Origin of the sequence: uncultured Sulfitobacter sp. (assembly GCF_947502895.1) — a bacterium.
Classification (GTDB): Bacteria; Pseudomonadota; Alphaproteobacteria; order Rhodobacterales; family Rhodobacteraceae; genus Sulfitobacter.
This window is the reverse complement of the sequence record NZ_CANNBM010000002.1, coordinates 26,546-47,808: the sequence shown is the minus strand read 5'-3', so window position 1 is coordinate 47,808 and position 21,263 is coordinate 26,546. Positions and strand designations below refer to the sequence as shown.

The following is a 21,263-nucleotide window of genomic DNA, read 5'->3' as shown; positions in this document are numbered from 1 at the left end:
CGCGGTTCAGTCAGGCTGTGGTGGAAAGCCGAGGGCGGTTTCGATCTGCGGATCAAGCTGGCTGTTCATCCATGCGATATCGGCGGGCGGCCACGGGCGCGGGGCAGGCGGGCGGTCGGGGATTTCGGGGGTCCAGCGGTTGCCCATGCGGCGTTTGACGGGGTTGTAGCCTTCTTCGCTATGGGCGAGGCCGAATGTATCGGCCAGATCGCGCAGGAACGCTTGCGGGTCGGCGTTGAACGCATCAAGCGAGACATAGACCACCGAGGCGCCGCGTTCGGGCATGGACAGCAGCGCGCGGTGTTTGAGGTTACGCATGGCGAACACGGTGTCATAGCGTGCGCCTGTGATGGGGTGGCGGTCCCATTGCAGCTCTTCTCCCATGGGGTGCAGGTGCGGCGGCGTGCCCTCGAAATGGTCCTCGCGGTCGACGCGGGCGTGCCAAGGGGTGCGGATGAAGGTCGAGAAATCAAGGGCTTGGATATGGGGTGCCGCATGCCACGGGCGGCGGTAGAGCGATGTTGTCCATGCGCGCGGGCCGCGCAGGGCGCAGATGACCAGAAAGGATGGCGGAATGGCGATCATGGATGGGACGCCGTGTTTCCACCCCAAGGCCTCGGTCCGGCGGATAACGAGGGCGTCTTGCACCGTTTTGCGGATGATGTTGGTGCCGCAGCCGCGTTCGCCCAAAACCTGAAAGCGGTCAAAGGGACCATCGGCTGCTTTGTGGAAATGCCAGCCTGTTTGGGCCATATCTGCCGCAAGACGTGCGTTAAATTCGGCGAAACCGGCAGGTTCGGGGGCGTTGGGCATTGTCATTTTGTGTCTCTCGCGGCTTAGTACGCTCGGGGCCGCACTGTGCGATTTTGGGCGGCAAAAGAAAAGAAGGAACGGGCATGCAAACGGCAGCGGCAGTCACCATGGTGCGCGATGATGCGTTTTTTCTGGCCGCTTGGCTGCGTCATTATGGCGATGTGCTGGGGCGGCAGAATTGCTATGTCATCAACCACGGCTATGGCGAAGAAGTGGCAGAGTTGGCGAAAGGGTGCAATATCATCGGCATTCCCGGTGATCCGCACAAGAATTTTGACGTAAAACGCTGGGGGTTGTTGAACAATCTGGTGGGCGGGCTGCGCAAGTATTACCGCCACGTGATTGTGGGCGATGTGGACGAGCTGGTGGTGGTTGATCCACAGCGTGGGCTGAACCTGCTGGAGTTTCTGGAGCAAGCGCCCGAAAAGCGTGTGTTGACCCCGCTGGGACTGGAAGTGATCCACCGGATCGAGCTGGAGTCGGAAGTGGTGGAGGACCATATCATCGGGCCGCGGCGCTATGTGCGCCCCGCGCCCCATTACTCCAAACCCTGCGTTGTCTCAGCTGCGGCCAAACTATCGCGGGGTGGGCATTTTTCGCAGTATCCCAAACTGCACACGCCTGATGATCTTTATCTGTTCCATCTGAAATTCTGCGATTTTGCGCAATACACTGGCGCAATGGACCGGCGCAATGCGGTGACGCAGGAAATGGGCGATGACATCAAAGGCACGTCAATCGGGCGGCACTGGTTCGGGGCCGTGCGAGGAGAGGACCGTGCGATATTCGAGGGATTTGCAGACCTGCAGTTGGAGGACGGCTTTGACCTGAGCTTTTTGCGCAAACGAATGCAGCGCAGTTTCAAGCCGCGCGGTGAGACAGGGTTTTATGAGTTCAACCGCCCGGACCATGACCGCCAATACAAGCTGCCCGAGCGGTTTGTCGGTGTTATCTAGCCCCGCTTGTCCGCAACAATCGCCTGCATCTGATCCAAGGGCAGATAGCCGCGCAGCAGTTCATCGTGCATGACAAATGTGGGCGTGCCCGAGATTGCCAGCGTGCCGGCCAGCGCGCGGGTGGACGCGATTTCGGCGGTGACTTCATCGCTGTTCATGCGGGCTTCAACGGCATCCATGTCCAGCCCGAAGGTGCTGCCCAAGCGGCGCAGGGACGGCATGGTGATCTCGCCCTGAAAGCTCATCAATGCGTCGCCCACTGCCTTGTAGCTGTCGCCGCCTGCGACCTGTTTGACCGCCACAGCAAAGCGCGAAGCCAGTACAGAGGCATCGCCCAGAATTGGCAATTCCTTGACGATCAGTTTGATATTGCCGTCACTTTCGAGCAGTTGGGCCACTTCGCCGTGGGCGCGTTTGCAATAGCCGCAGCGGTAATCAAGGAATTCGACCAGCACGATGTCACCATCGGGATTGCCGCCAACCCATGAATAGCCGTCGTTGAAAATTGCGTCTGCGTTCTGGGCAACAAGATCGAAGTCGGCCTGTGCCTGACTTTCGGCTTCGCGGTTTTGCAGAATTTCGACGGCCTGCATGATGACTTCGGGGTTCTCGAACAGATAGGCGCGGACCTCGGCGCGGAAGAGCGCGCGTTCTTCATCTGTCATCTCTTTGAGATCGGCGGCGAAAGCGCCAGTGGCGAGGGTGCCCAGGAGGGCGGCGGAAGCAAGAAGGCGTTTCATCAGTGGGTCACTTTCGTTTTGCAGCACGTTGGGAAGCAATCAACACATCTTGGGCCCGCTGCCAAGGGCCGGAGCCTTGTCCAAGCAGGCCAGAGGCGCGTTTTGCGTGGATACCGGCATCTTTCAGCCGCCCGCGCAGGGCGTAACGCTCGGCGGTGATGAGGCTGGCCATGCCTGTCTGGCCAGTCTTGGCATAGGCCGTGGCCAGATCACGCAGCATGGAGCCATCGCGGAAATCCTGTCTGCGCGACTTTTCCAACACATTCAGCGCCGATTTCACCTGACCCGAGGCGAACAGGGCGCGGCCATAGCCGGACAACACCAGCGGATCGTTGGGCGCGCGTTTGACGGCGGCGGCATAGGTTTGCGCTGCGGCGTTGAAATTGCGCGTCTCCAGCAGGATCAGGCCCTTTTGGGCGCGAAAGAATGGATCCTTAGGGCGGGCTGCAATGGCACGGTCAATGGCTGCCAGCGCCCGTTTGGTGCGCGAATTGCGGTGTTCGGCCAGTGCTTCGCGCAGGGCGCGGATATCGGTGTAGGGCTCGGATTTGAGGCGGCGCAGTGTCCAGCTGGGTGCGCGGGTCTGGGCGGTGATTTTGCCTTGCAGGCGGGCAAACCAGTATTCGGCGGTTGGATCAGCAGGCAGGGTGCCGTAGCTGGCGACATATCCCGCCACAGCGCGCATCCTGTCACGACTAAGCGGGTGCGAGCGCATGTAGGGGTCTTGGCGGCCCACGCTGAGGGTTTCCTGCCCCGCAAAAATCTCCAACGCGTCCTGTAACCCTTTGGGGGAGGCGCCGGCAGATTTCATATAGCGGATGCCTGATTGATCGGCCGAGGCTTCTTCGGCGCGTGTATGGCCCAGAAAGGCGCGTTTGGCGGAGCTGGCTGTGCCGATTGCGATGCCGCCCGCTGCGCGCCCGTTGCCAGACGCGGCGGCGGCTGCTGCCAGTGCGATACCCAGTCCTGTGATGGTGCGCGCGTTGGACAGGTTGCCCAGCCGCCGTGCGATATGACCGTTGGCGATATGGGCGGCCTCATGCGCGATGATGCCTTGCAGCATGGCGGCGGATTTCATTTTGTTGATAAGGCCGTAGTGCACAAAGATCGCGTCATTGCTGACCACAAACGCGTTGAGCGTAGAGTCGTTGACCACCAGCACTTTGACACGGTTGGGGTTCAGACCTGCGGCGCGCAGAATAGGGGCCGCGATCTGTTTCAGCGCGTGTTCCATATCCGCATCGCGCAGGAGACTGGCCGCATGTGCGGGCAGGGCCAGCAGCGCGAGCAGCAACAGGGCTGCTATTGACGAGGTGAGGCGTATCAGGTGAAAGCGCATGAGATAGTTTAGGAGTGTGGCCGTGCGGAATTCAAGCAGATCAAAGGTTGATCCCTTTATTGTGATGGACGTGATGCAAGCGGCATCAGCCGCCGAAGCGGCAGGCCGGCACATCATTCATATGGAGGTGGGACAGCCTGGCACCGGTGCGCCAAAGGGCGCAGCGCAGGCTTTGACCGATGCGATGGCGGCGGGGCCATTGGGCTATACGGTTGCGCTGGGGCTGCCCGCCCTGCGTCGGCGTGTCGCACAGATGTACGGTGAATGGTACAACGTCGACCTCGATCCGGAGCGCGTGGTAATCACGTCCGGCTCCTCGGCGGCGTTTTTGCTGGCGTTTACCGCGCTGTTTGACAGCGGCGATCGTGTCGGCATCGGCGCGCCGGGCTATCCCAGCTATCGGCAGATATTGCGCGCGCTGGGGATGGTGCCCGTTGATTTGCCCACCGCGGCCGAAAACCGTTTTCAGCCTGTGCCTGCCGATTTTGCTGGCATGGACTTGCGCGGTCTTATGGTTGCCTCGCCTGCCAACCCGACAGGCACGATGCTGGACCATGCGGCCATGTCCGCCCTTATCGGGGCGTGTCATGACACAGGCGCTTCGTTCATCTCGGACGAGATTTACCACGGGGTCGAGTATGAGAAAAAGGCTGTAACCGCGCTGGAAGTGACGGACGAATGCTATGTTATCAACAGCTTTTCCAAATATTTCAGCATGACGGGTTGGCGCGTGGGCTGGATGGTGGTGCCGCAAGATCAGGTGCGCGTGGTCGAGCGGATTGCCCAGAATATGTTTATCTGCGCGCCCCATGCCTCGCAGGTCGCGGCACTGGCTGCGATGGAGTGCGAGGATGAGTTACAAGCGAATATGGATGTATACCGCGCCAACCGCGCGTTGATGCTGGAGGGGTTGCCGCTCGCGGGGTTTGATCGCATCGCGCCGCCTGACGGGGCCTTTTATGTCTATGCAGATGTGAGCGGGATCACCGATGACAGCCGCGCGCTGGCTGCCGAAATTCTGGACAAGGCAGGCGTGGCGGTCACGCCGGGGCTTGATTTTGATCCGGAGAGGGGGGCCACGACCTTGCGCTTCTCCTATGCGCGCAGCACAGAGGATATTCGCGAGGGGCTGGCGCGACTGGCGGCGTATATGCAGGCCCGCTGAACCGCTGGACCGCTGCGCCCCAAGAGTGATAGGATTGCGCCAAAGCGCCCATGATAAACAGCGGGCCGGAGCGGTAATGAAGCGACTTTTAGTGAACCTTATCTGTGCCTTGGCGCTGTCATCTCAGGTGATGGCTCAAGACCTGAGCGCGCTTGCGCGGGTCGATGCGACCGCCAGCAATGTCGCTGACGGTTGGTGGGGGCGCACGGATTTTACGCTGGCATTGAGCCAGGGCGTGCCGTTCCGTGTCTTTACGCTGGATGATCCTGCGCGGCTGGTTGTGGACTTTCGCGAGGTCGATTTTAGCGGTGTGCAAGCCAGGGATATTCTGGACGATACGGGGCGGATCACGGCGCTGCGGTTCGGCGCGTTCCAGCCTGGTTGGTCGAGGCTGGTTGCTGATCTGGAAGGGCCGATGCTGCCGCGCGAGATCGGGATGCCGGTGGACCCCAATTCTGGTCGCGCGACATTGCAGATCAGGTTGGAAGAAGTGGACGCCGAGGAGTTTGCCGCGCAGTCAGGCGCGCCTGACGATCCGAACTGGGCGCCCGCCTTTCTGGCACCCGACGTGCCTGCGCGCGCGGAAGAGGACCAATTCATTGTTGTGCTTGACCCCGGTCACGGCGGCGTCGATCCCGGTGCCGAGCGGGGCGGCGTGAACGAAAAAGAGCTGATGCTGAGCTTTGCGCGCACTCTGGCGGATGCGTTGCGGCGGCGCGGTGTTGATGTTTTGCTGACGCGGCAAGAGGATGTCTTTCTGGCGCTGGAGAGCCGCGTTGCCATGGCCCATCAGGCGGATGCGGATCTGTTTATCTCGTTGCACGCCGATATCCTGAGCCAAGGCGGTGCCAAGGGCGCGACCGTCTATACACTGAGTGAAGACGCGGGAGATGCCGCAACGGCGCAACTGGTGGCGCGGCATGACCGATCAGACATTATCGCTGGCATTGATTTGACAGGATCGGATGATCAGGTGGCGCAAATTCTGCTGGATTATGCGCGGCTGGAGACGGGGCCACGCTCGGCCGCGCTGGCCAAAACACTGGCAGACGGGATGGCGGCAGCAGGCGGCCCGATGAACCGGCGCCCACTGCGCGAGGCGGGTTTTTCGGTGCTGAAATCGGCTGACATCCCGTCGGTTTTGATCGAGATCGGTTTCTTGAGCTCGGAGCGTGATCTGGCCAATTTGCGCGATCCTGTATGGCGGCAGGGGATGGCTGAAGGCATCGCCAACGGCGTTCTGGTCTGGCGCGATGAAGATGCGGCGCGCGCGGCGCTGGTGCGCCAGTAGCGCGCGCGCAGCATTTGCGGTAATTGCCTCCACCGAATCTGCCCGATGCGGCACCGTGTTAAGAACCCTGCATTAAACTGCAAGAAACGTATGTTTTTAGGCGGTGTTTCGCCCTTTTTCCCCGCGCTTGCCTTTTGACCATCGGGGCGATTGACGGTATAGGTTTCGCAATTCAAGCAGCCATTTAAGGAGCTGTCGCGCGTGTTTCGGATGATCCTGTCGTTCTTAGGTGGTATTTTCACCACTCTAACCATGTCCGTGGGCATGGTTGCGCTCACTATCGGGGCGATTTTCTGGATGTATGGGCGTGATTTGCCCAGTCACGAATCCCTTGCCTCGTACACGCCACCGACGATTAGCCGGATTTATTCGGGCCAAGGCCGTTTGATTGATGAATTCGCCCAAGAGCGGCGTTTGTTCGCACCTGCCGATACGATCCCTGATCTGGTCAAGCAGGCGTTTATCTCGGCCGAAGACAAGAATTTCTACGAACATGATGGCTATGACCTGCGCGGCATTGGTGCGGCGGCGGTAGATGCTGTGCGCACGCGGGGACGCGATGTGCGTGGTGCCTCGACCATTACACAGCAGGTCATGAAGAACTTTCTGCTGTCAGGCGACCGCCGCGCGGAACGCAAGATCAAAGAGATCATTCTTGCGGCGCGCGTAGAAGAGGCGCTGGATAAAGAGAAAATCCTTGAGTTGTATCTGAATGAGATTTTTCTGGGCCAGAACAGCTATGGTGTGGCTGCTGCCAGCCAGACCTATTTCAATAAAACCCTGAGCGAGCTTGCGCCCCACGAGGCGGCAACGCTTGCCAGCCTGCCCAAAGCGCCGTCGGATTATCACCCTGTACGCCGCAAGGACCGTTTGGTCGCGCGCCGGAACTTTGTTCTGCGCGAGATGAAAGAGAATGGGTACATCACAGAAGCGGCATACCAGCAGGAGCGTGAATTGCCGCTTTTGTCGGTGCAAAATGGCGATTTCGAGAGCTTTAAGGCAGATTTGCCGCCGCGCGACTACTTCACCGATGAAATCCGCCGCCAGTTGTCCGAAGACTTTGGCGAGGGGGAGTTCTTTACCGGCGGTTTGAGTGTGCGGGCCACCATCGACAACGAGATGCAACCGATCGCGGCTGACGCGCTGCGCCGCCAGTTGGAGCAGTTTGACCGTGGTACAGGTGTTTGGCGTGGCACGGAACAGACACTGCCAGCCGAAGCTTTGGTTGACGAGGTAACGTGGCGTGCCGCGCTGGCCGATCTGCGTGTCCCGCGTGACATTTTTCTGGAAACGCAGTGGTTCCCCGCGGTTGTGCTGGAAGTGGGCGGCAAGGGCGCGCGTCTGGGTATTGAGAGCGTCGAAACCGCAGAAGGCGGCAATTGGGTGCCACCCAAGGATATGCAGTGGGCGCGCAAACGGTTGGAGAATGGCCGCCTCGGCGCACGCGGCGATATTGTCGAAGTCGGTGATGTGGTGCTGGTGCGCCGGATGGTGACGGATGCCGATGGCAGCTTTATCCGCTGGACGTTGCGGCAGGTGCCAGAAGTGCAGGGCGGCTTTGTGGCGATGGACGTCAACACGGGCCGCGTGATCGCCATGCAGGGTGGTTTCAGTTATCAAGCCAGCGTGTTCAACCGCGCCACACAGGCCAAACGCCAGCCGGGCTCCAGCTTCAAGCCATTTGTTTTCGCTGCGGCGTTGGACAGTGGATATACCCCTGCGACCATCGTTGTGGACGCGCCTATTGAGATCAACACACCGCAGGGTGTGTGGCGTCCGCAAAACTCCTCCAACCGTTACTACGGGCCGACGCCCCTGCGCACCGGGATCGAGCAGTCGCGCAACCTGATGACGATCCGTCTGGCGCAAGAGGTGGGTATGAATGTGGTCGGCGACTATGCCGAGCGTTTCGGCGTCTACGAGAATCTCTCGCCAGTGCTGGCCAACGCGCTTGGATCGCAGGAAACCACGCTGTACCAGATGGTTGCGGCCTATGCGATGTTTGCCAACGGCGGCGAGCGGGTGGAGCCTACGCTGGTTGACAGGGTGCAGGACCGCTACGGGCGGACCGTTTACAAACACGACAAGCGGATATGCGACGATTGCAACCAGATTACCCTTGCCGCGGGGCAAAGCCCGCGCGTGACCTCCAACCGCGAGCGGGTAATGGACCCTGTGACTGCGTATCAGTTGACCTCTATGATGAAGGGCGTGGTGGACCGTGGTACGGCACGCAAGACAGTAAATCTGCGGGTGCCAGCAGCGGGCAAGACAGGCACGACGAACGACGCCAAGGATGTGTGGTTTGTGGGCTTTACCTCCAACATCGTGGCGGGATGTTACATCGGGTATGACCAGCCGCGCAGTCTGGGGCGCAGTGCCTCGGGTGGTGGTATGTGCGGGCCTGTATTCCAGCGGTTTATGTCAAAGGCGGTGGCGAAATACGGGGGTGGTAAGTTCAGGGCACCCGATGGCTGCGAGTTTATCAAGATCGACCGTTTCAGCGGTGCGCGCCTCAGCTCGAATGCCTCGGGCGGCAATGTCGTGTCCGAGTGCTTCCGCGATGGAGAGTTCATCAACTTTGGTGTGACCTTTGATGGAGGCTTTGCCATGGGGGCCGATTTGCCACTGGTAGAAGAAGTGGGCGGCGCCAAGGCCAAGGAAGTGACAACATCGACGGGCAAGAAAGCCATCGTCGGGCCAAAGGCGGGCTTTGGCACGCTAAGCTCGGGTGGTTTGTACTAGGCGCGTCCTGTTGCCATGCTGTTTCTAGCGGGCGTGGCTTGTCGCCACGCGGGTGCTGGTCTATCACATGGGCGGTCGGTGCGGTGGCACGGGCCGCCCTTTTATTTCAGGACAGATCATGCGCGCAGAAATCCAGAGCACCGTTGATAAAATACAAAAATCGCTGGACCTCTTGGCACAGCGTTTGAACGTCGAGACAGCGCCATACCGGCTGGAGGAGTTCAACGCGCGGGTCGAGGACCCGACCCTGTGGGACGATCCGGCTGCAGCCCAGAAGCTGATGCGCGACCGTCAGGGGCTGGTCGATGCGATGGCCACCTATGACGGCATCAAGACCGAATTGCAGGATAACGTCGATCTCATCGAGTTGGGCGAGATGGAGGACGACGCCGAAGTCGTGGGCGAGGCAGAGGCCGCGCTGACAAAGCTGGCTGTAAAGGCTGCGCAAAAAGAGCTGGAGGCGCTGCTGGACGGTGAGGCGGATGCCAATGACACCTTCCTCGAGATCAATTCAGGCGCGGGCGGCACCGAGTCGTGTGACTGGGCCTCTATGCTGGCGCGCATGTATGTCCGCTGGGCCGAGAAGAAGGGGTATAGCGTCGAGTTGCAGTCCGAGAGTGCAGGCGAAGAGGCGGGAATCAAATCTGCCGCCTATAAGATCAGCGGGCATAACGCCTACGGCTGGCTAAAATCCGAAAGCGGTGTGCACCGTCTGGTGCGTATTTCGCCCTTTGATTCAGCGGCCAAGCGGCACACGTCTTTTACCTCTGTCAAAGTCTATCCCGTTGTTGATGACAACATCGAGATCGAGGTGAACCCCTCGGACATCCGTATTGATACCTACCGCAGTTCCGGTGCGGGAGGGCAGCACGTGAACACCACGGATTCTGCCGTGCGGATTACCCACCATCCCACAGGGATCGTGGTCACAAGTTCGGAAAAATCACAGCACCAGAACCGCGATATCGCAATGAAGGCACTGAAAAGCCGTCTGTACCAGATGGAGTTGGACAAGCGCAGTGCGCTGGTCAACGAAGTGCATGAGAACGCGGGCGATGCTGGTTGGGGCAACCAGATCCGCAGTTACGTCTTGCAGCCCTACCAGATGGTCAAGGACCTGCGCACGCAATACGAGACCTCGGATACCAAAGGCGTGCTGGACGGTGATCTGGACGGGCTGATGGGGGCGACACTGGCGTTGGCTGTGTCCGGCAAGAGCCGTGCGGAAGCACAAGGGGAGTAGGCTGCGCTTGCGGATGGCAGCAATGCGGGACGGAGCTGCCGTTCGACCTTCGGCTTGATATGTCTGCTTTCATCTGGAACTATTGCGTTCCCAACTTTCGGGATTGTGGGGACCAGTGATTTTTACAACAGAAGATAGAGACGCTCTGATGGCGTTGGAAGAAACACTCTGGTTGGCAGAAACACGTTTTGATCCAGCCTTAATGGAACAAACGTTTTCTCCAGACTTTGTAGAGTTTGGCAGGTCGGGGCGAAGATATGAGCGAGCGGAGATGCTCTTCGACCCCAACCCAAAGGCTAAAATCAACGCTTTGCTGCCTCTGCCCGACTACTCAGTGGCGCTGGTCGCTCCGAATGTGGCCCTCGCAACTTACAAGAGCGAGGTTAGGTATGGCGATAAAATCGAAATGGGACGCCGCTCTTCGCTTTGGGTGAAAAACGGCGGGCGCTGGCAACTCCGGTTTCATCAAGGAACACCTTGCTAACGGGTAGTCGTGGTACATTGCTCAATCATGAAAGCGATCCTTCGCTCAGGTTGAAGCATCCGTCAAAATGGGCTCGTAGCTGCCGTTCAGGACAAACGCGAATAATGAAATTCACCAGCACGGCGCGTGTCTCGCGTGGCCAGATCGGCGTGGTGTTGGCCGAGCGGGGTCCATTGCACTTGCACCTTGCACGGATGCGCGGCCATATTGTCGCATGGATATATTGAACATGGATGCGCGTGCTCAGTCGCGCGCGATGGAGCAGGGCGAGATTTCAGCGGTTGAGTTGATGACGGCCACGCTGGCACGGATCGCGGAGGTGAACCCGAAGGTCAATGCGATTGTAAGCCTTGGTGACGAGGATCGTCTTTTGGCACAGGCGCGGGCCGCGGATAATGCGCCGCGCAGCGGTTGGATGCATGGTCTGCCCATTGCGATCAAGGATCTCGCCAATGCAGCGGGCTTTCCGACCTCGCGTGGATCGCCTCTGTTTGCGGACGATGGGCCTGCCGAGGCGGATGATACGATGGTGGCGCGCCTGCGGGCGGCGGGTGCGATTGTTATTGGCAAGACCAACACGCCCGAGTTCGGGCTGGGCAGCCATACATTCAACCCTGTGCACGGCGCTACCTGTAACCCCTATGACCTGACCCGATCGGCAGGTGGGTCTTCAGGCGGGGCGGCGGCGGCACTGGCGACAGGGATGCTAAGCATCGCGGACGGCTCTGACATGATGGGCAGCCTGCGCAACCCCGCAGGTTGGAACAACGTCTACGGAATGCGCCCCACGTGGGGGACGGTGCCGTCGGATCCGGTGGGCGATATGTTCATGCATCAACTGGCTACATCCGGGCCAATGGCGCGTAGCCCTGCCGATTTGGCCGCTTTGCTGGATGTGATGGTGGGCGCAGACCCGCGCCAACCGCTGAGCACTGACAGCCCTGCCACGCTTGCGGGGATTGACCGCGCGCCTGATACGCTGCGGATTGGCTGGCTGGGCGATTGGGACGGGGCCTTTCCCTATGCCGAAGGGATTGCCGAGATTTCCAATGCGGCCCTGACGCAGATGGGCGATATGGGGCACCGTATCGAGGGGTTGCCAGCGCCGTTTGACGCGGATGCCATGTGGCAATCGTGGATTGATCTGCGCTCCTTTGCAGTGGCAGGGGGCCTGACGCTGGATTACGAAGACGCAGATCGGCGGCCCTATCTGAAGCCTGCCGCCCTGTGGGAGATAGAGCGCGGACTGGCGATGAGCGGGCGTGATGTCCAACGCGCGAGCACCACACGCTCGGACTGGTTCCGCCGCACGACGCGCCTGTTCGAGAGTATGGATGTGTTGGTGTTGCCTTCGGCGCAGCTATGGCCGTTTGACGTGACATGGACCTACCCTGAAGAAATCGCAGGCCGCAGCATGGATACCTATCACCGCTGGATGCAGGTTGTGGTGCCAGCAGGGCTGATCGGACTGCCCGTGGTCAATATTCCTGTGGGGTTTGGCAAAGATGGTCTGCCCGCAGGCCTGCAACTGATCGGGCCGCGCGGTAGTGATGGTTTGCTGTTACGCTTGGCCCAGCAATGGCACAGCGCCACCAACTGGCCCGCGCATCGGCCCAAGGTGCTTTCATGAGCGGCGCAGCCTTGGAGCGTTTGCATGGCGCGCCCGCGCTGAACCCGCCAACGCTTGTGCATTTGCGTGCCGCTCTGGCAGCAGGGTGGCTTGACTTTGTGGCGGCCCCTGCGTTCGGGCTTTTGGCTGCTGCATTGTCGCTGCTGGCAGGTTGGGCGATGACGGCCCTCACGATCTGGGCGGGGCATACGTTCTGGCTTGTTTTAGGGGTTTTCGGATTTCCGCTGGTTGCCCCGATCACAGCACTGGGCACTTACGAAGTCTCGCGCCTGCGCGGTCTGGGAGAGACACCCACCGTGGGACGTGTTTTGCAGACACTTTGGGCAGAGCGCACCCGTCAGTTGCCCCCTTTGGCTGCGCTGATGATGTTCATGCTGCTGTTCTGGTTTTTTCTGGGGCACATGATCTTTGCCCTGTTCCTGGGGCTCAAACCGATGACCAATATCATGTCCTCGGCGGATGTTTTTCTGAGTTTTGATGGCCTGATGATGCTGGCACTTGGATCACTTGTAGGGGGGCTGTTTGCGCTGCTGCTTTATGCAATTTGCGTGATGGGTCTGCCGATGCTGCTGGACCGCGAGGTGGATTATGTGACCGCCTTGCTGACCAGCATCGGGGTGGTGCGGGCGAACGTCGGCGTGATGCTGGCATGGGCGGTGTTTATTGCTGTGCTGTTGTTGCTGGCGATGCTGCCTGCGTTCTTGGGGCTGTTGGTTGTGTTACCGTGGCTTGGTCATACCTCGTGGCATGTCTATGCAGGGCTGCGGGTGGATTAAAACTATTCTGATGTTTCGCGGCCATGGCTGACCAGTTGCGCCCGCAAGGTTTGGGCGCGTGGATCGCCCGCCTCAAGCGCGAAAACATGGGCATGGGTCAGAAAAAAGCACGCCTGATCCACATCCGATGCCTGATCTGCTGCCTGCGTATAAAGACCGATCAATGCATCCACGTCACCCGTCGCATGGGCGGCGAGCATCTGCGCGTGCAGGTCGCTCATTCAGCAGCAAGGGGCGCGCGGTGGCGCTCTAGCTGGGCGGCGACCCAATCGTGAAACAGATGCGTCGGCCCGTCCATTGCAGGGGAAAAGCGCCCGCCATCAAAACCTGCGGCGTGGCGGCCGCGCTGCATCCCTTCGACCACAGAAATGTCCTCTTCGAACACTTCTTTCCATTGCGCCGTATTACGGGCGCGCAGGCCTGCATCGGTCTGTCCATCGGGATAGTAGAGGTGGATATGCTCTACTGTGCGTTCAGGGCCCTGGGGGACAAGGATGATGGCAAAGGCATGATCGCGGTGAACGCCCAGCAGCACATTGGGGTAGGCGGTTATGTATTCGGCGGCGGTATCCCACTTCTCGCTCAGACCGTCAAAGTCGGGGAACGTGCCGCCCGCCTCATCGGTTAGCTGGCGGTAGACCCATGTACCTTGGCCGGAAAAACGGCCCTCGGCCTCGATGTGATAGTGATCTTCCAGACGTGAATAGCTGTTGAGGCCGGGATGGACCCAAGGCAGGTGATAGCTTTCGCAGTAATTCTCGACCGCCAGCTTCCAGTTGCAATTTACCGCCAGCTCAAACCTGCTGTCGGCGCCGCCGTGGTGCAGTGGCTTGCCCTCAAACTCGGCCCAGCGGGCAATCAGGTCGGCGTTGGCTTCTTCAAACGCGGCGGCGGTGCCTGAAATGTTGATCCAGACGATATCGCGCCAGATGTGGCTGCGTACTTCGATCAACCCCAACAGGGATTTGTCGATGCCTGCGTGCGTGTTCTGACCGGGACCGCCAACATGGGGCGTGCTGACCAGCCGCCCTTCGGTGCTGTAGCACCATGAGTGGTAGGGGCAGCGGATAGCACCTTCGATCTTGCGCGGCTCTTCCACCAGTATCATGCCGCGGTGGCGGCAGATGTTCTGGAACACGCGCACGGTGCCTGTGCGGTCACGGACCATCAGCAGCGGCATCCCGAGGAAGGTAAGAGGGACGGCATCGCCGACCTCTGGCACATCTGCGCCGACACCCAGACCCGACCAATTGTCGAACAGGACCGCCTGACGCTCCTCATCAAACACCTGAGGGTCGATATAATGGGCATTGGGCAGACCGTTTGCTTGGTCCAGCGGTTTGCGTACGGTGCTAAGGTCTGAACGGTGCATAAATATCTCCCCTTGTTGGAGAGCATTCTAGCAAGAACAGGCAGTGGGCTGACGGCTGGTAGCGACCCCGTTTGCCAAAGGGCGACATGAACAGACGCGGGGAGGCAGGCGGGACAGAAGGCCCCGCCTAGTCATCGTGGTTTTTGGTTAGTCGGAGCCGCGTGAGAGGGCTGCAACGCCTGTGCGCGCCACATCAACCAGACCCAAGGGGCGCATCAAATCAGCGAACGCGTCGATCTTCTCGGGCGCGCCTGTGATCTCGAAAACAAAGCTCTCCAAGGTGCTGTCGACTACATTGGCGCGGAAGATATCCGCGAGGCGCAACGCCTCGACCCGCTTCTCGCCAGCGCCTGCAACCTTGAACATCGCCAATTCCCGCTCGACGCTGGCACCCTCAACCGTCAGGTCATGCACGTTGCGCACCGAGATAATGCGGCCCACCTGTGCCTTGATCTGCTCGATCACTTGCGGGGTGCCGCGGGTGACGATTGTGATGCGGCTCAGGTGGCCGACGTGGTCCACTTCAGCGACGGTCAGGCTGTCGATATTATAGCCGCGCCCTGCAAACAGACCGATCACGCGGGCCAGTACACCGGGCTCATTCTCGACCAGCAGGGCAAGGGTGTGGCGTTCTTCCACGTCCGAGAAATTGGGGCGCAGGTTATAGGCGGAGTGCGAGTTCGCGCCCTTTTTGATTTTTAGCGGTGACATTATTGCTTATCTCCAAGTTGCGCCTGAGCCTCTTCTATATCGTTCAGGCGTTCTATTTCGTTGGCTGTGGTCACGTATTCGGTGAACGCGATGACCTTAACGAGGACGAATTGCACCAAGACCACGCCCGCAAACCACATCAGCGCAGTCAGCAGATCGGCATCGCCCTGCACATAAAGCACGACAGGGACGAGCCAGAGCAGATAGGCCGCGTAGAGCAGCGTGGTGGTTGCCACCCGCCACCATTTCGGCATCAGGCTGGCAGGTGCAATCCGGTGTTCTGACATGGCCTAGACCAACAGCTTTCCTGCGGCGTCGATTGCGGTTGAGGTATCTACCTCGCCCATGATCATCTCGTTGTGCGCCTTGCCCGACGGGATCATCGGGAAGCAGTTTTCGTGCTTGGTTACGGCGCAATCAAACAGGACAGGGCCTTTGTGGTTGATCATTTCCATGATCGCCTCGTCCAGATCGGCAGGATCGGTACACAAGATGCCCTTTGCGCCAAATGCTTCGGCGAGTTTCACAAAGTCAGGCAGGCTCTCGGACCAGCTGGAGGAATACCGCTCGCCGTGCAGCAGTTCTTGCCACTGGCGCACCATGCCGAGGCGTTCATTGTTGAGAATGAACTGTTTGACGGGCAGGGCGTATTGCATCGCTGTACCCAGCTCTTGCATGTTCATCAGCCAGCTTGCTTCGCCCGCTACGTTGATGACCAGCGCGTCGGGGTGGGCCATTTGCACGCCGATAGAGGCGGGAAAGCCATAGCCCATAGTGCCGAGGCCACCAGAGGTCATCCAGCGGTTGGGATCCTCGAAGTCAAGGTACTGCGCGGCCCACATCTGGTGCTGGCCTACTTCGGTGCAAATGTAGCGGTCATGCTTTTTGGTCAAAGCCTCAAGACGCTGAAGCGCGTATTGTGGTTTGATTACAGGGCCTTTTTGCTCGTACTTCAAGCAATCTACTGCGCGCCATTCCTCGATTTGCTTCCACCATTTCGCAACGGCTTCGGAGTTGGTTTTACGGCCGCGTGATTTCCAGACTTTCAGCAGGTCCTCAAGGACGTGCCCTACATCGCCCATGATCGGGATATCAACGCGGATGACCTTGTTGATCGAGGAGGGGTCGATGTCGATATGGGCTTTCTTGGAATTGGGGCTGAACTTGTCGACAACGCCTGTGATGCGGTCGTCAAAGCGCGCGCCGATGTTGATCATCAGATCACAGCCGTGCATCGCCATGTTGGCTTCATACAATCCGTGCATCCCCAGCATGCCGAGCCATTTGTCGCCCGACGCAGGATAGCAGCCGAGGCCCATCAGCGTGGAGGTGATCGGGAAGCCTGTCGCCTCAACCAGTTCGCGCAAAAGCTGGCTGGCTGCGGGGCCGGAATTGATCACGCCGCCGCCGGTGTAGAAAACCGGCTTTTTGGCCTTCTCCATTGCCTCGACCAGTTCCACAATTGCGTCCATGTCGCCCTTGAGCTGGGGCTGGTAGTGGGATTTGGTGGGGGCTTTGGGTGTGTAGTTGCCTGTCGCGAACTGTACGTCCTTGGGAATATCCACCAGAACGGGACCCGGACGGCCCGAGGTAGCGATGTGGAATGCCTCATGGATCACGGATGACAGCTTGTCTGTTTCTTTGACCAGCCAGTTATGTTTGGTGCAGGGGCGGGTGATGCCAACGGTGTCAGCCTCCTGAAACGCGTCCGAGCCGATCATGAAAGTGGGAACCTGACCTGTCAGAACGATGATCGGGATGCTGTCCATCAATGCGTCCGTCAGGCCCGTCACGGCGTTTGTGGCACCGGGGCCAGACGTGACAAGTGCAACACCCGGCTTACCGGTGGAGCGTGCATAGCCTTCGGCGGCATGCACGGCGCCTTGTTCGTGGCGCACCAGCACGTGTTTGATGCTGTTTTGCTGGAATACCTCGTCATAGATCGGCAGGACAGCGCCGCCGGGATACCCGAATACGGTATCAACACCCTGATCAATCAGGGCTTGAACGATCATTTTCGCTCCGGTCATCTGGCGTGTCATCAGTGTGGTCCTTTTATCTGGCGTCTGCTTTGGCCCATTTGGGGCGCTCGGTTGGTGGCGGTTTCAGTGCCTGTCGTGTCTTATGGTCCCTGCAACACGGCCCGTGGGCGATGCGCATAAAAAAACCCCCGATTTTGACGGGGGCGCATGGGGAAAACTCTGGTCTACCGTTACCGGCCCATGCGCGTTCGATCCACAATGACGACTAGGTGCAACATGCACTGATACTCCGTTCGAATGTGCAGGGACATTATGACCGCAAAAAGGGGGCGTCAACAGCCAATCTGCAGAATAAATGTCTCAAAAGGTGATTTTCTTGATATATTATTTCACCACAGCCCATCTCTGCGACACTTTGGCAAATTGGGCCGCTGTTTTGCGCGTTCGAGGTCGAAGCGCGCTAGAGGTCTGCACCTGTGCCTTGCAGCACTCCATGCTCAAGCGCGTAGCGCGTCAGGCCAGCGGTAGAGGAGATGCCCAGCTTGCGTTTGATGTTTTTGCGATGGGTCTCGACCGTGCGCACGGAGATATCGAGGGTGAGGGCGACTTCCTTGTTGGATTGGCCTTGGGCCAGTTGCAAAAGGATCGTTTGTTCGCGCCCCGTCAGTGTTTCACGCACGCCGCCGCCCTTTGGGGTCAGCGAGCCTTGCGCGCCAGTGCATAGATACCGTTCGCCGCGCATCACCGTGTCAATGGCCAGCTTGATCTCGTCTGTCGGCACATCCTTGAGTAGATAGCCCATCGCCCCGTGGTTAAGTGCGGATGAGATATATTCGGGGCTGTCGTGCATCGACAGGATCACGATGCGGGTGCCAGGGCGCTGTTCGAGCACTTGTTCGGTGGCAGACAGGCCGCCCATTTCCGGCATGTTCAGATCCATAAGGATCACATCGGGGTTCAGGCTGTGCAGGTTTTCGATCACGGCGCGCCCGCCTGTCAGAGTGCCGACAACCTGCACATCGTCATAACTCTCCAATATGCTCTGGATGCCTTCGGCAACCATGGGGTGATCATCGACAATAACGATACGCAAGGATTGGGTCATGCGGCGGCTTTCTTTGGGTCGGGTTTTTGGGGGTCGCTGTTGGCACTGTCAGGTTGCAGCATATGGGTGAGCGGGGCCACGGCCTCGATCTCGACGCCTTTGCCGGGGGCAGGGCGCATGTACAGGCGTCCGCCCAACTGGTCCATACGTTCTTGCATATTGCGCAGGCCCAGTCCGGCAGAGCGTAACGTGTCGGGCGAAAATCCACAGCCGTTGTCGGTGATGCGCAGGGTCGCGCCGCGCCTGTGGCCGCGCAGATCAATGCTGACGTGGGTTGCGCCTGCGTGCCGTTCGATATTGGTCAACGCCTCTTGGGCGATGCGGTAGAGTGCAATTTTCGCATCGTTGTCCAGGCGGTTGCGGAACACGACAGTGGTATAGTCCACCTCGATGCCGGTGCGGGTGCCGAATTCTTCGGCCAAGGTGCGCAGGGCGGGGCCGAGGCCGAGATCATCCAGAACACCGGGACGCAGATCGCGGCTGATCCGGCGGACCTCTGATATTGCCTCGCCCAGCGTTTCGATGCCCTTGGCCAAGGGCGCGTGGGCAGTGCCATCGCCACGGTCCAGCCTGCGGCGGGCGTTATCCAGCGCATAGCGCACACCGACCAAAATCTGGCTGATGCCGTCGTGTAATTCGCGGGCGACGCGTCCGCGCTCTTCCTCTTGGGCATCGAACACACGCTGCGTCAGTTTTTTCAGTTTTGCATCGGCAAGACGGCGTTCGCGCAGGTTGAGACCCATGCCTGTGGCAAAGACCACCAGCAGCGCCACCAGTGCGATCACACCGATATAGAGGAATGTCCGCTGCACCCGCGCCTCTACATCGGCGCGCGACGAGGCCACGGTGGCCAGAACATCGTCAATAAACACACCCGTGCCGACCGCCCATTGCCACGAGGGAAAAGACGTCACATAGGCGATCTTCTGGGCCGGCTCGCCGGTGGAGGGTTTGGGCCATGTATAGGTGTGATACCCCGCGCCACTGCGGGCAATCTCGATCAGGCGGTCCACGACGGGCGTGCCTGTGCCGTCCGCCTCGCCGCGAAAGTTGCCACCGATGCGCGCTGTCTCGCGCGGGGAGACGATTGCGGTGCCGTCATAGTCGTATACAAAGAACTGCCCTTCTTCGCCGTAAATCATGGCAGAGAGGATTTGTGCTACACGCTCTTTCGCTTCAATATCATCAGGGGCGGCATTGCCGTAGATGAAATAAAATCCGTTCCGCGCTTGGGTGACATAGTTGCGCAATTCGGCCTTTTTGGCCTCGATCAGCTGGGTCTCAAGCGCGTTGATCTCGCGTTCGGCCAGCGCGCGCGACTGGGCTGCCACCACAAGTGCAATCGCGGCGACAGCCACGATCAGCGGGACCGACGCGAGCAGCGTCAGCTTTTGCCCGTAAGGGATATGGAAGACAAAACGGCGTTTCATTGTGATTCGATACGATGAATCGTCCCCATGGGCAAAGGGTAAGCGTATGGCACGATGAAAGCTGTTTCGGTGCGGAGCGCAGTCAACGGCCCGCATAACAAGACATTTGGCCAAAATTATAGCATCCATTTTCGCAGTTTAGGCATTTCTACGCAGTACTAGGTATTTCCAATTCGTGAACGCCCGCTAGTGTTAGGCCACTTGAAACGACCCGCGCGGATTCTGTTTTGTCGTGCGGGCGCAAAAAATCCCGGGAGGATACCTACATGGATCGTCGTTCATTTTTGAAGACATCTGCCCTTGGTGGTACAGCGGCCGCAGCATCCACGCTTGCAGCACCAGTTTACGCCCAAGGCAAAAAGACACTGACAATGGTTACATCATGGCCACGCGGTTTTGCCGTGCTGGACGATGCGGCAAGCTATCTGAACACAATGGTCAACGAAATGTCTGACGGCACGCTGACAATCGACAAAAAAGCTCCCGGTGAGCTGGTCGGCGCGTTCGAAGTATTCGACGCCGTATCTTCCGGTCAGGCCGACATGTACCACTCGGCTGACTATTATTTCATCGGTCAGCACCCTGCGTACGCCTATTACACCGCCGTACCATTTGGCGGCACAGCACAAGAGCTGACAAACTGGTACCACCACGGTGGCGGCCATGAGCTGCACAACGAGCTGGGCGAAATCTTCAACCTCAAGTCCTTCCTCGCGGGTAACTCCGGCTCGCAGTCGGGCGGTTGGTTCCGCAATGAAATCGGCTCTGCTGCCGACTTCAACGGTCTGAAGTTCCGTATGCCGGGCCTTGGTGGCAAGGTACTGGGTAAACTGGGCGCGTCCGTTCAGAACATCCCCGGTGGCGAGCTGTATCAGGCGCTGTCGTCCGGTGCTTTGGACGGTCTGGAGTGGGTTGGTCCGTTCGCGGATGAGCGCGCCGGCTTCCAGGAAGTGGCAAAAGTCTACTACACAGCGGGCTTCCACGAGCCAGGTTCCGGCCTTGCAGCGGCGGTTAACCTTGATGTCTTCAACGAGCTGTCCACAGCGCACCAGAAGATCATCGAGTACGCAGCGATGGCGACAACGCACACCCAGCTGGCCGAGACACTGGCCAACAACGGTGCCGCACTGGGCCGCTTGCAGCAGCAGGGCGTGAAAACCATGCAGTTCTCGGACGATGTCTGGGATGCATTCGGTAAAGCATCTGCCGAAGTCATGGACGAAAACATGGGCGACGAGCTGTTTGCAAAAACACGCGCCAGCTTTGAAGCTTCGCTTACGGCATCTGCCGAGTGGCTGTCCAAGTCCGACGCATTCTACGTCGAGCAGCGTGAGCGCGTCCGCTCCTCCATGTAAGAACGATACCAACAGGACAAGGGCCGCGCCGGTTTGCGCGGCCCTTGATCCATATCAAAGAAGTGGCAGAGCAGCTGCCGCACAAGCGTAGAAGACGCAAGCGCCAGACCGGCGCACGAGATACGC

The 21,263-nt window shown here is 59.5% G+C and carries 20 protein-coding genes; 10 read left to right on the top strand and 10 right to left on the bottom strand.

What is annotated here, in order from left to right:
- Positions 1-6: 6 nt before the first annotated feature.
- The gene (locus Q0903_RS08280; protein WP_299414566.1) at positions 7-819 is read right to left on the bottom strand and encodes a hypothetical protein; all 813 of its coding nucleotides are present in this window, start codon (positions 817-819) and stop codon (positions 7-9) included.
- A gap of 77 nt (positions 820-896) precedes the next feature.
- On the opposite strand from Q0903_RS08280, the gene Q0903_RS08275 reads away from it, so the two are divergent.
- A complete protein-coding gene (locus tag Q0903_RS08275) occupies positions 897-1,769 on the top strand; it encodes a glycosyltransferase family 2 protein (protein ID WP_299414564.1) in 873 nt (290 codons plus the stop codon).
- Here Q0903_RS08275 and Q0903_RS08270 read toward each other — a convergent pair.
- Positions 1,766-2,509, bottom strand: a complete 744-nt coding sequence (locus tag Q0903_RS08270) for a DsbA family protein (RefSeq protein ID WP_299414563.1) — start codon at positions 2,507-2,509, stop codon at positions 1,766-1,768. The two genes, Q0903_RS08275 and Q0903_RS08270, sit on opposite strands and share 4 nt — an antisense overlap.
- 7 nt (positions 2,510-2,516) lie before the next feature.
- Complete coding sequence (locus Q0903_RS08265; RefSeq protein WP_299414561.1) at positions 2,517-3,803, bottom strand: M48 family metalloprotease; 1,287 nt, start codon at positions 3,801-3,803, stop codon at positions 2,517-2,519.
- A 67-nt stretch (positions 3,804-3,870) separates the two neighbouring features.
- On the opposite strand from Q0903_RS08265, the gene Q0903_RS08260 reads away from it, so the two are divergent.
- The 8 genes from Q0903_RS08260 (at position 3,871) to Q0903_RS08225 (ending at position 13,182) form a co-directional block, all read left to right on the top strand.
- A complete protein-coding gene (locus Q0903_RS08260) occupies positions 3,871-5,013 on the top strand; it encodes an aminotransferase class I/II-fold pyridoxal phosphate-dependent enzyme (protein WP_299414560.1) in 1,143 nt (380 codons plus the stop codon).
- 76 nt (positions 5,014-5,089) lie between these two features.
- Positions 5,090-6,304, top strand: coding sequence for an N-acetylmuramoyl-L-alanine amidase (locus Q0903_RS08255; protein WP_299414558.1), 1,215 nt, complete (start codon positions 5,090-5,092; stop codon positions 6,302-6,304).
- Positions 6,305-6,505: 201 nt separating this feature from the next.
- Positions 6,506-9,049, top strand: a complete 2,544-nt coding sequence (locus Q0903_RS08250) for a PBP1A family penicillin-binding protein (RefSeq protein WP_299030809.1) — start codon at positions 6,506-6,508, stop codon at positions 9,047-9,049.
- A 118-nt stretch (positions 9,050-9,167) separates the two neighbouring features.
- A complete protein-coding gene (gene prfB / locus Q0903_RS08245; protein WP_299030810.1) occupies positions 9,168-10,292 on the top strand; it encodes a peptide chain release factor 2 in 1,125 nt (374 codons plus the stop codon).
- A 148-nt stretch (positions 10,293-10,440) separates the two neighbouring features.
- Positions 10,441-10,776 (top strand): nuclear transport factor 2 family protein, encoded by a 336-nt coding sequence (locus Q0903_RS08240; RefSeq protein ID WP_299414557.1) that lies wholly within the window; start codon positions 10,441-10,443, stop codon positions 10,774-10,776.
- 104 nt (positions 10,777-10,880) lie between these two features.
- Complete coding sequence (locus Q0903_RS08235) at positions 10,881-11,003, top strand: hypothetical protein (protein ID WP_299414555.1); 123 nt, start codon at positions 10,881-10,883, stop codon at positions 11,001-11,003.
- Positions 11,004-11,005: 2 nt separating this feature from the next.
- Positions 11,006-12,406, top strand: a complete 1,401-nt coding sequence (locus tag Q0903_RS08230) for an amidase (protein ID WP_299414553.1) — start codon at positions 11,006-11,008, stop codon at positions 12,404-12,406.
- On the top strand, positions 12,403-13,182 hold the full coding sequence (locus tag Q0903_RS08225) for a DUF2189 domain-containing protein (RefSeq protein ID WP_299414552.1): 780 nt from the start codon (positions 12,403-12,405) through the stop codon (positions 13,180-13,182). The genes Q0903_RS08230 and Q0903_RS08225 overlap by 4 nt, the downstream gene beginning before the upstream one ends.
- A gap of 2 nt (positions 13,183-13,184) precedes the next feature.
- On the opposite strand, the gene Q0903_RS08220 is transcribed toward Q0903_RS08225, so the two are convergent.
- The 7 genes from Q0903_RS08220 to Q0903_RS08190 all read right to left on the bottom strand — a co-directional run bounded on the left by Q0903_RS08220 (position 13,185) and on the right by Q0903_RS08190 (position 19,782).
- Positions 13,185-13,403 (bottom strand): hypothetical protein, encoded by a 219-nt coding sequence (locus Q0903_RS08220; protein WP_299414550.1) that lies wholly within the window; start codon positions 13,401-13,403, stop codon positions 13,185-13,187.
- Positions 13,400-14,554, bottom strand: coding sequence for an aromatic ring-hydroxylating dioxygenase subunit alpha (locus Q0903_RS08215; protein WP_299414549.1), 1,155 nt, complete (start codon positions 14,552-14,554; stop codon positions 13,400-13,402). The genes Q0903_RS08220 and Q0903_RS08215 overlap by 4 nt, the downstream gene beginning before the upstream one ends.
- 147 nt (positions 14,555-14,701) lie before the next feature.
- Positions 14,702-15,265, bottom strand: a complete 564-nt coding sequence (gene ilvN, locus Q0903_RS08210) for an acetolactate synthase small subunit (protein ID WP_299414547.1) — start codon at positions 15,263-15,265, stop codon at positions 14,702-14,704.
- The gene (locus Q0903_RS08205) at positions 15,265-15,552 is read right to left on the bottom strand and encodes a hypothetical protein (protein ID WP_299414546.1); all 288 of its coding nucleotides are present in this window, start codon (positions 15,550-15,552) and stop codon (positions 15,265-15,267) included. The genes ilvN and Q0903_RS08205 overlap by 1 nt, the downstream gene beginning before the upstream one ends.
- Before the next feature lie 3 nt (positions 15,553-15,555).
- A complete protein-coding gene (locus Q0903_RS08200) occupies positions 15,556-17,307 on the bottom strand; it encodes an acetolactate synthase 3 large subunit (protein WP_299030819.1) in 1,752 nt (583 codons plus the stop codon).
- Between the two features lie 400 nt (positions 17,308-17,707).
- Positions 17,708-18,352, bottom strand: a complete 645-nt coding sequence (locus Q0903_RS08195; protein ID WP_299030820.1) for a response regulator transcription factor — start codon at positions 18,350-18,352, stop codon at positions 17,708-17,710.
- Entirely contained in the window at positions 18,349-19,782 is a 1,434-nt protein-coding gene (locus Q0903_RS08190; protein WP_299414544.1) for a cache domain-containing protein, read from the bottom strand. Before Q0903_RS08190 ends, Q0903_RS08195 begins: the two co-directional genes overlap by 4 nt.
- Before the next feature lie 266 nt (positions 19,783-20,048).
- Here Q0903_RS08190 and Q0903_RS08185 point away from each other — a divergent pair, with 266 nt between their 5' ends.
- Entirely contained in the window at positions 20,049-21,137 is a 1,089-nt protein-coding gene (locus Q0903_RS08185; protein ID WP_299030822.1) for a twin-arginine translocation signal domain-containing protein, read from the top strand.
- Positions 21,138-21,263: the final 126 nt, after the last annotated feature.

Coding starts and splice junctions, on each gene's coding strand:
- Q0903_RS08225 (WP_299414552.1), top strand. CDS start 12,403: ATGAGCGGCGCAGCCTTGGAGCGTTTGCATGGCGCGCCCGCGCTGAAC.
- Q0903_RS08255 (WP_299414558.1), top strand. CDS start 5,090: ATGAAGCGACTTTTAGTGAACCTTATCTGTGCCTTGGCGCTGTCATCT.
- Q0903_RS08185 (WP_299030822.1), top strand. CDS start 20,049: ATGGATCGTCGTTCATTTTTGAAGACATCTGCCCTTGGTGGTACAGCG.
- prfB (WP_299030810.1), top strand. CDS start 9,168: ATGCGCGCAGAAATCCAGAGCACCGTTGATAAAATACAAAAATCGCTG.
- Q0903_RS08220 (WP_299414550.1), bottom strand. CDS start 13,403: ATGAGCGACCTGCACGCGCAGATGCTCGCCGCCCATGCGACGGGTGAC.
- Q0903_RS08230 (WP_299414553.1), top strand. CDS start 11,006: ATGGATGCGCGTGCTCAGTCGCGCGCGATGGAGCAGGGCGAGATTTCA.
- Q0903_RS08270 (WP_299414563.1), bottom strand. CDS start 2,509: ATGAAACGCCTTCTTGCTTCCGCCGCCCTCCTGGGCACCCTCGCCACT.
- Q0903_RS08275 (WP_299414564.1), top strand. CDS start 897: ATGCAAACGGCAGCGGCAGTCACCATGGTGCGCGATGATGCGTTTTTT.
- Q0903_RS08200 (WP_299030819.1), bottom strand. CDS start 17,307: ATGACACGCCAGATGACCGGAGCGAAAATGATCGTTCAAGCCCTGATT.
- Q0903_RS08215 (WP_299414549.1), bottom strand. CDS start 14,554: ATGCACCGTTCAGACCTTAGCACCGTACGCAAACCGCTGGACCAAGCA.
- Q0903_RS08235 (WP_299414555.1), top strand. CDS start 10,881: ATGAAATTCACCAGCACGGCGCGTGTCTCGCGTGGCCAGATCGGCGTG.
- Q0903_RS08190 (WP_299414544.1), bottom strand. CDS start 19,782: ATGAAACGCCGTTTTGTCTTCCATATCCCTTACGGGCAAAAGCTGACG.
- ilvN (WP_299414547.1), bottom strand. CDS start 15,265: ATGTCACCGCTAAAAATCAAAAAGGGCGCGAACTCGCACTCCGCCTAT.
- Q0903_RS08205 (WP_299414546.1), bottom strand. CDS start 15,552: ATGTCAGAACACCGGATTGCACCTGCCAGCCTGATGCCGAAATGGTGG.
- Q0903_RS08280 (WP_299414566.1), bottom strand. CDS start 819: ATGACAATGCCCAACGCCCCCGAACCTGCCGGTTTCGCCGAATTTAAC.
- Q0903_RS08240 (WP_299414557.1), top strand. CDS start 10,441: ATGGCGTTGGAAGAAACACTCTGGTTGGCAGAAACACGTTTTGATCCA.
- Q0903_RS08195 (WP_299030820.1), bottom strand. CDS start 18,352: ATGACCCAATCCTTGCGTATCGTTATTGTCGATGATCACCCCATGGTT.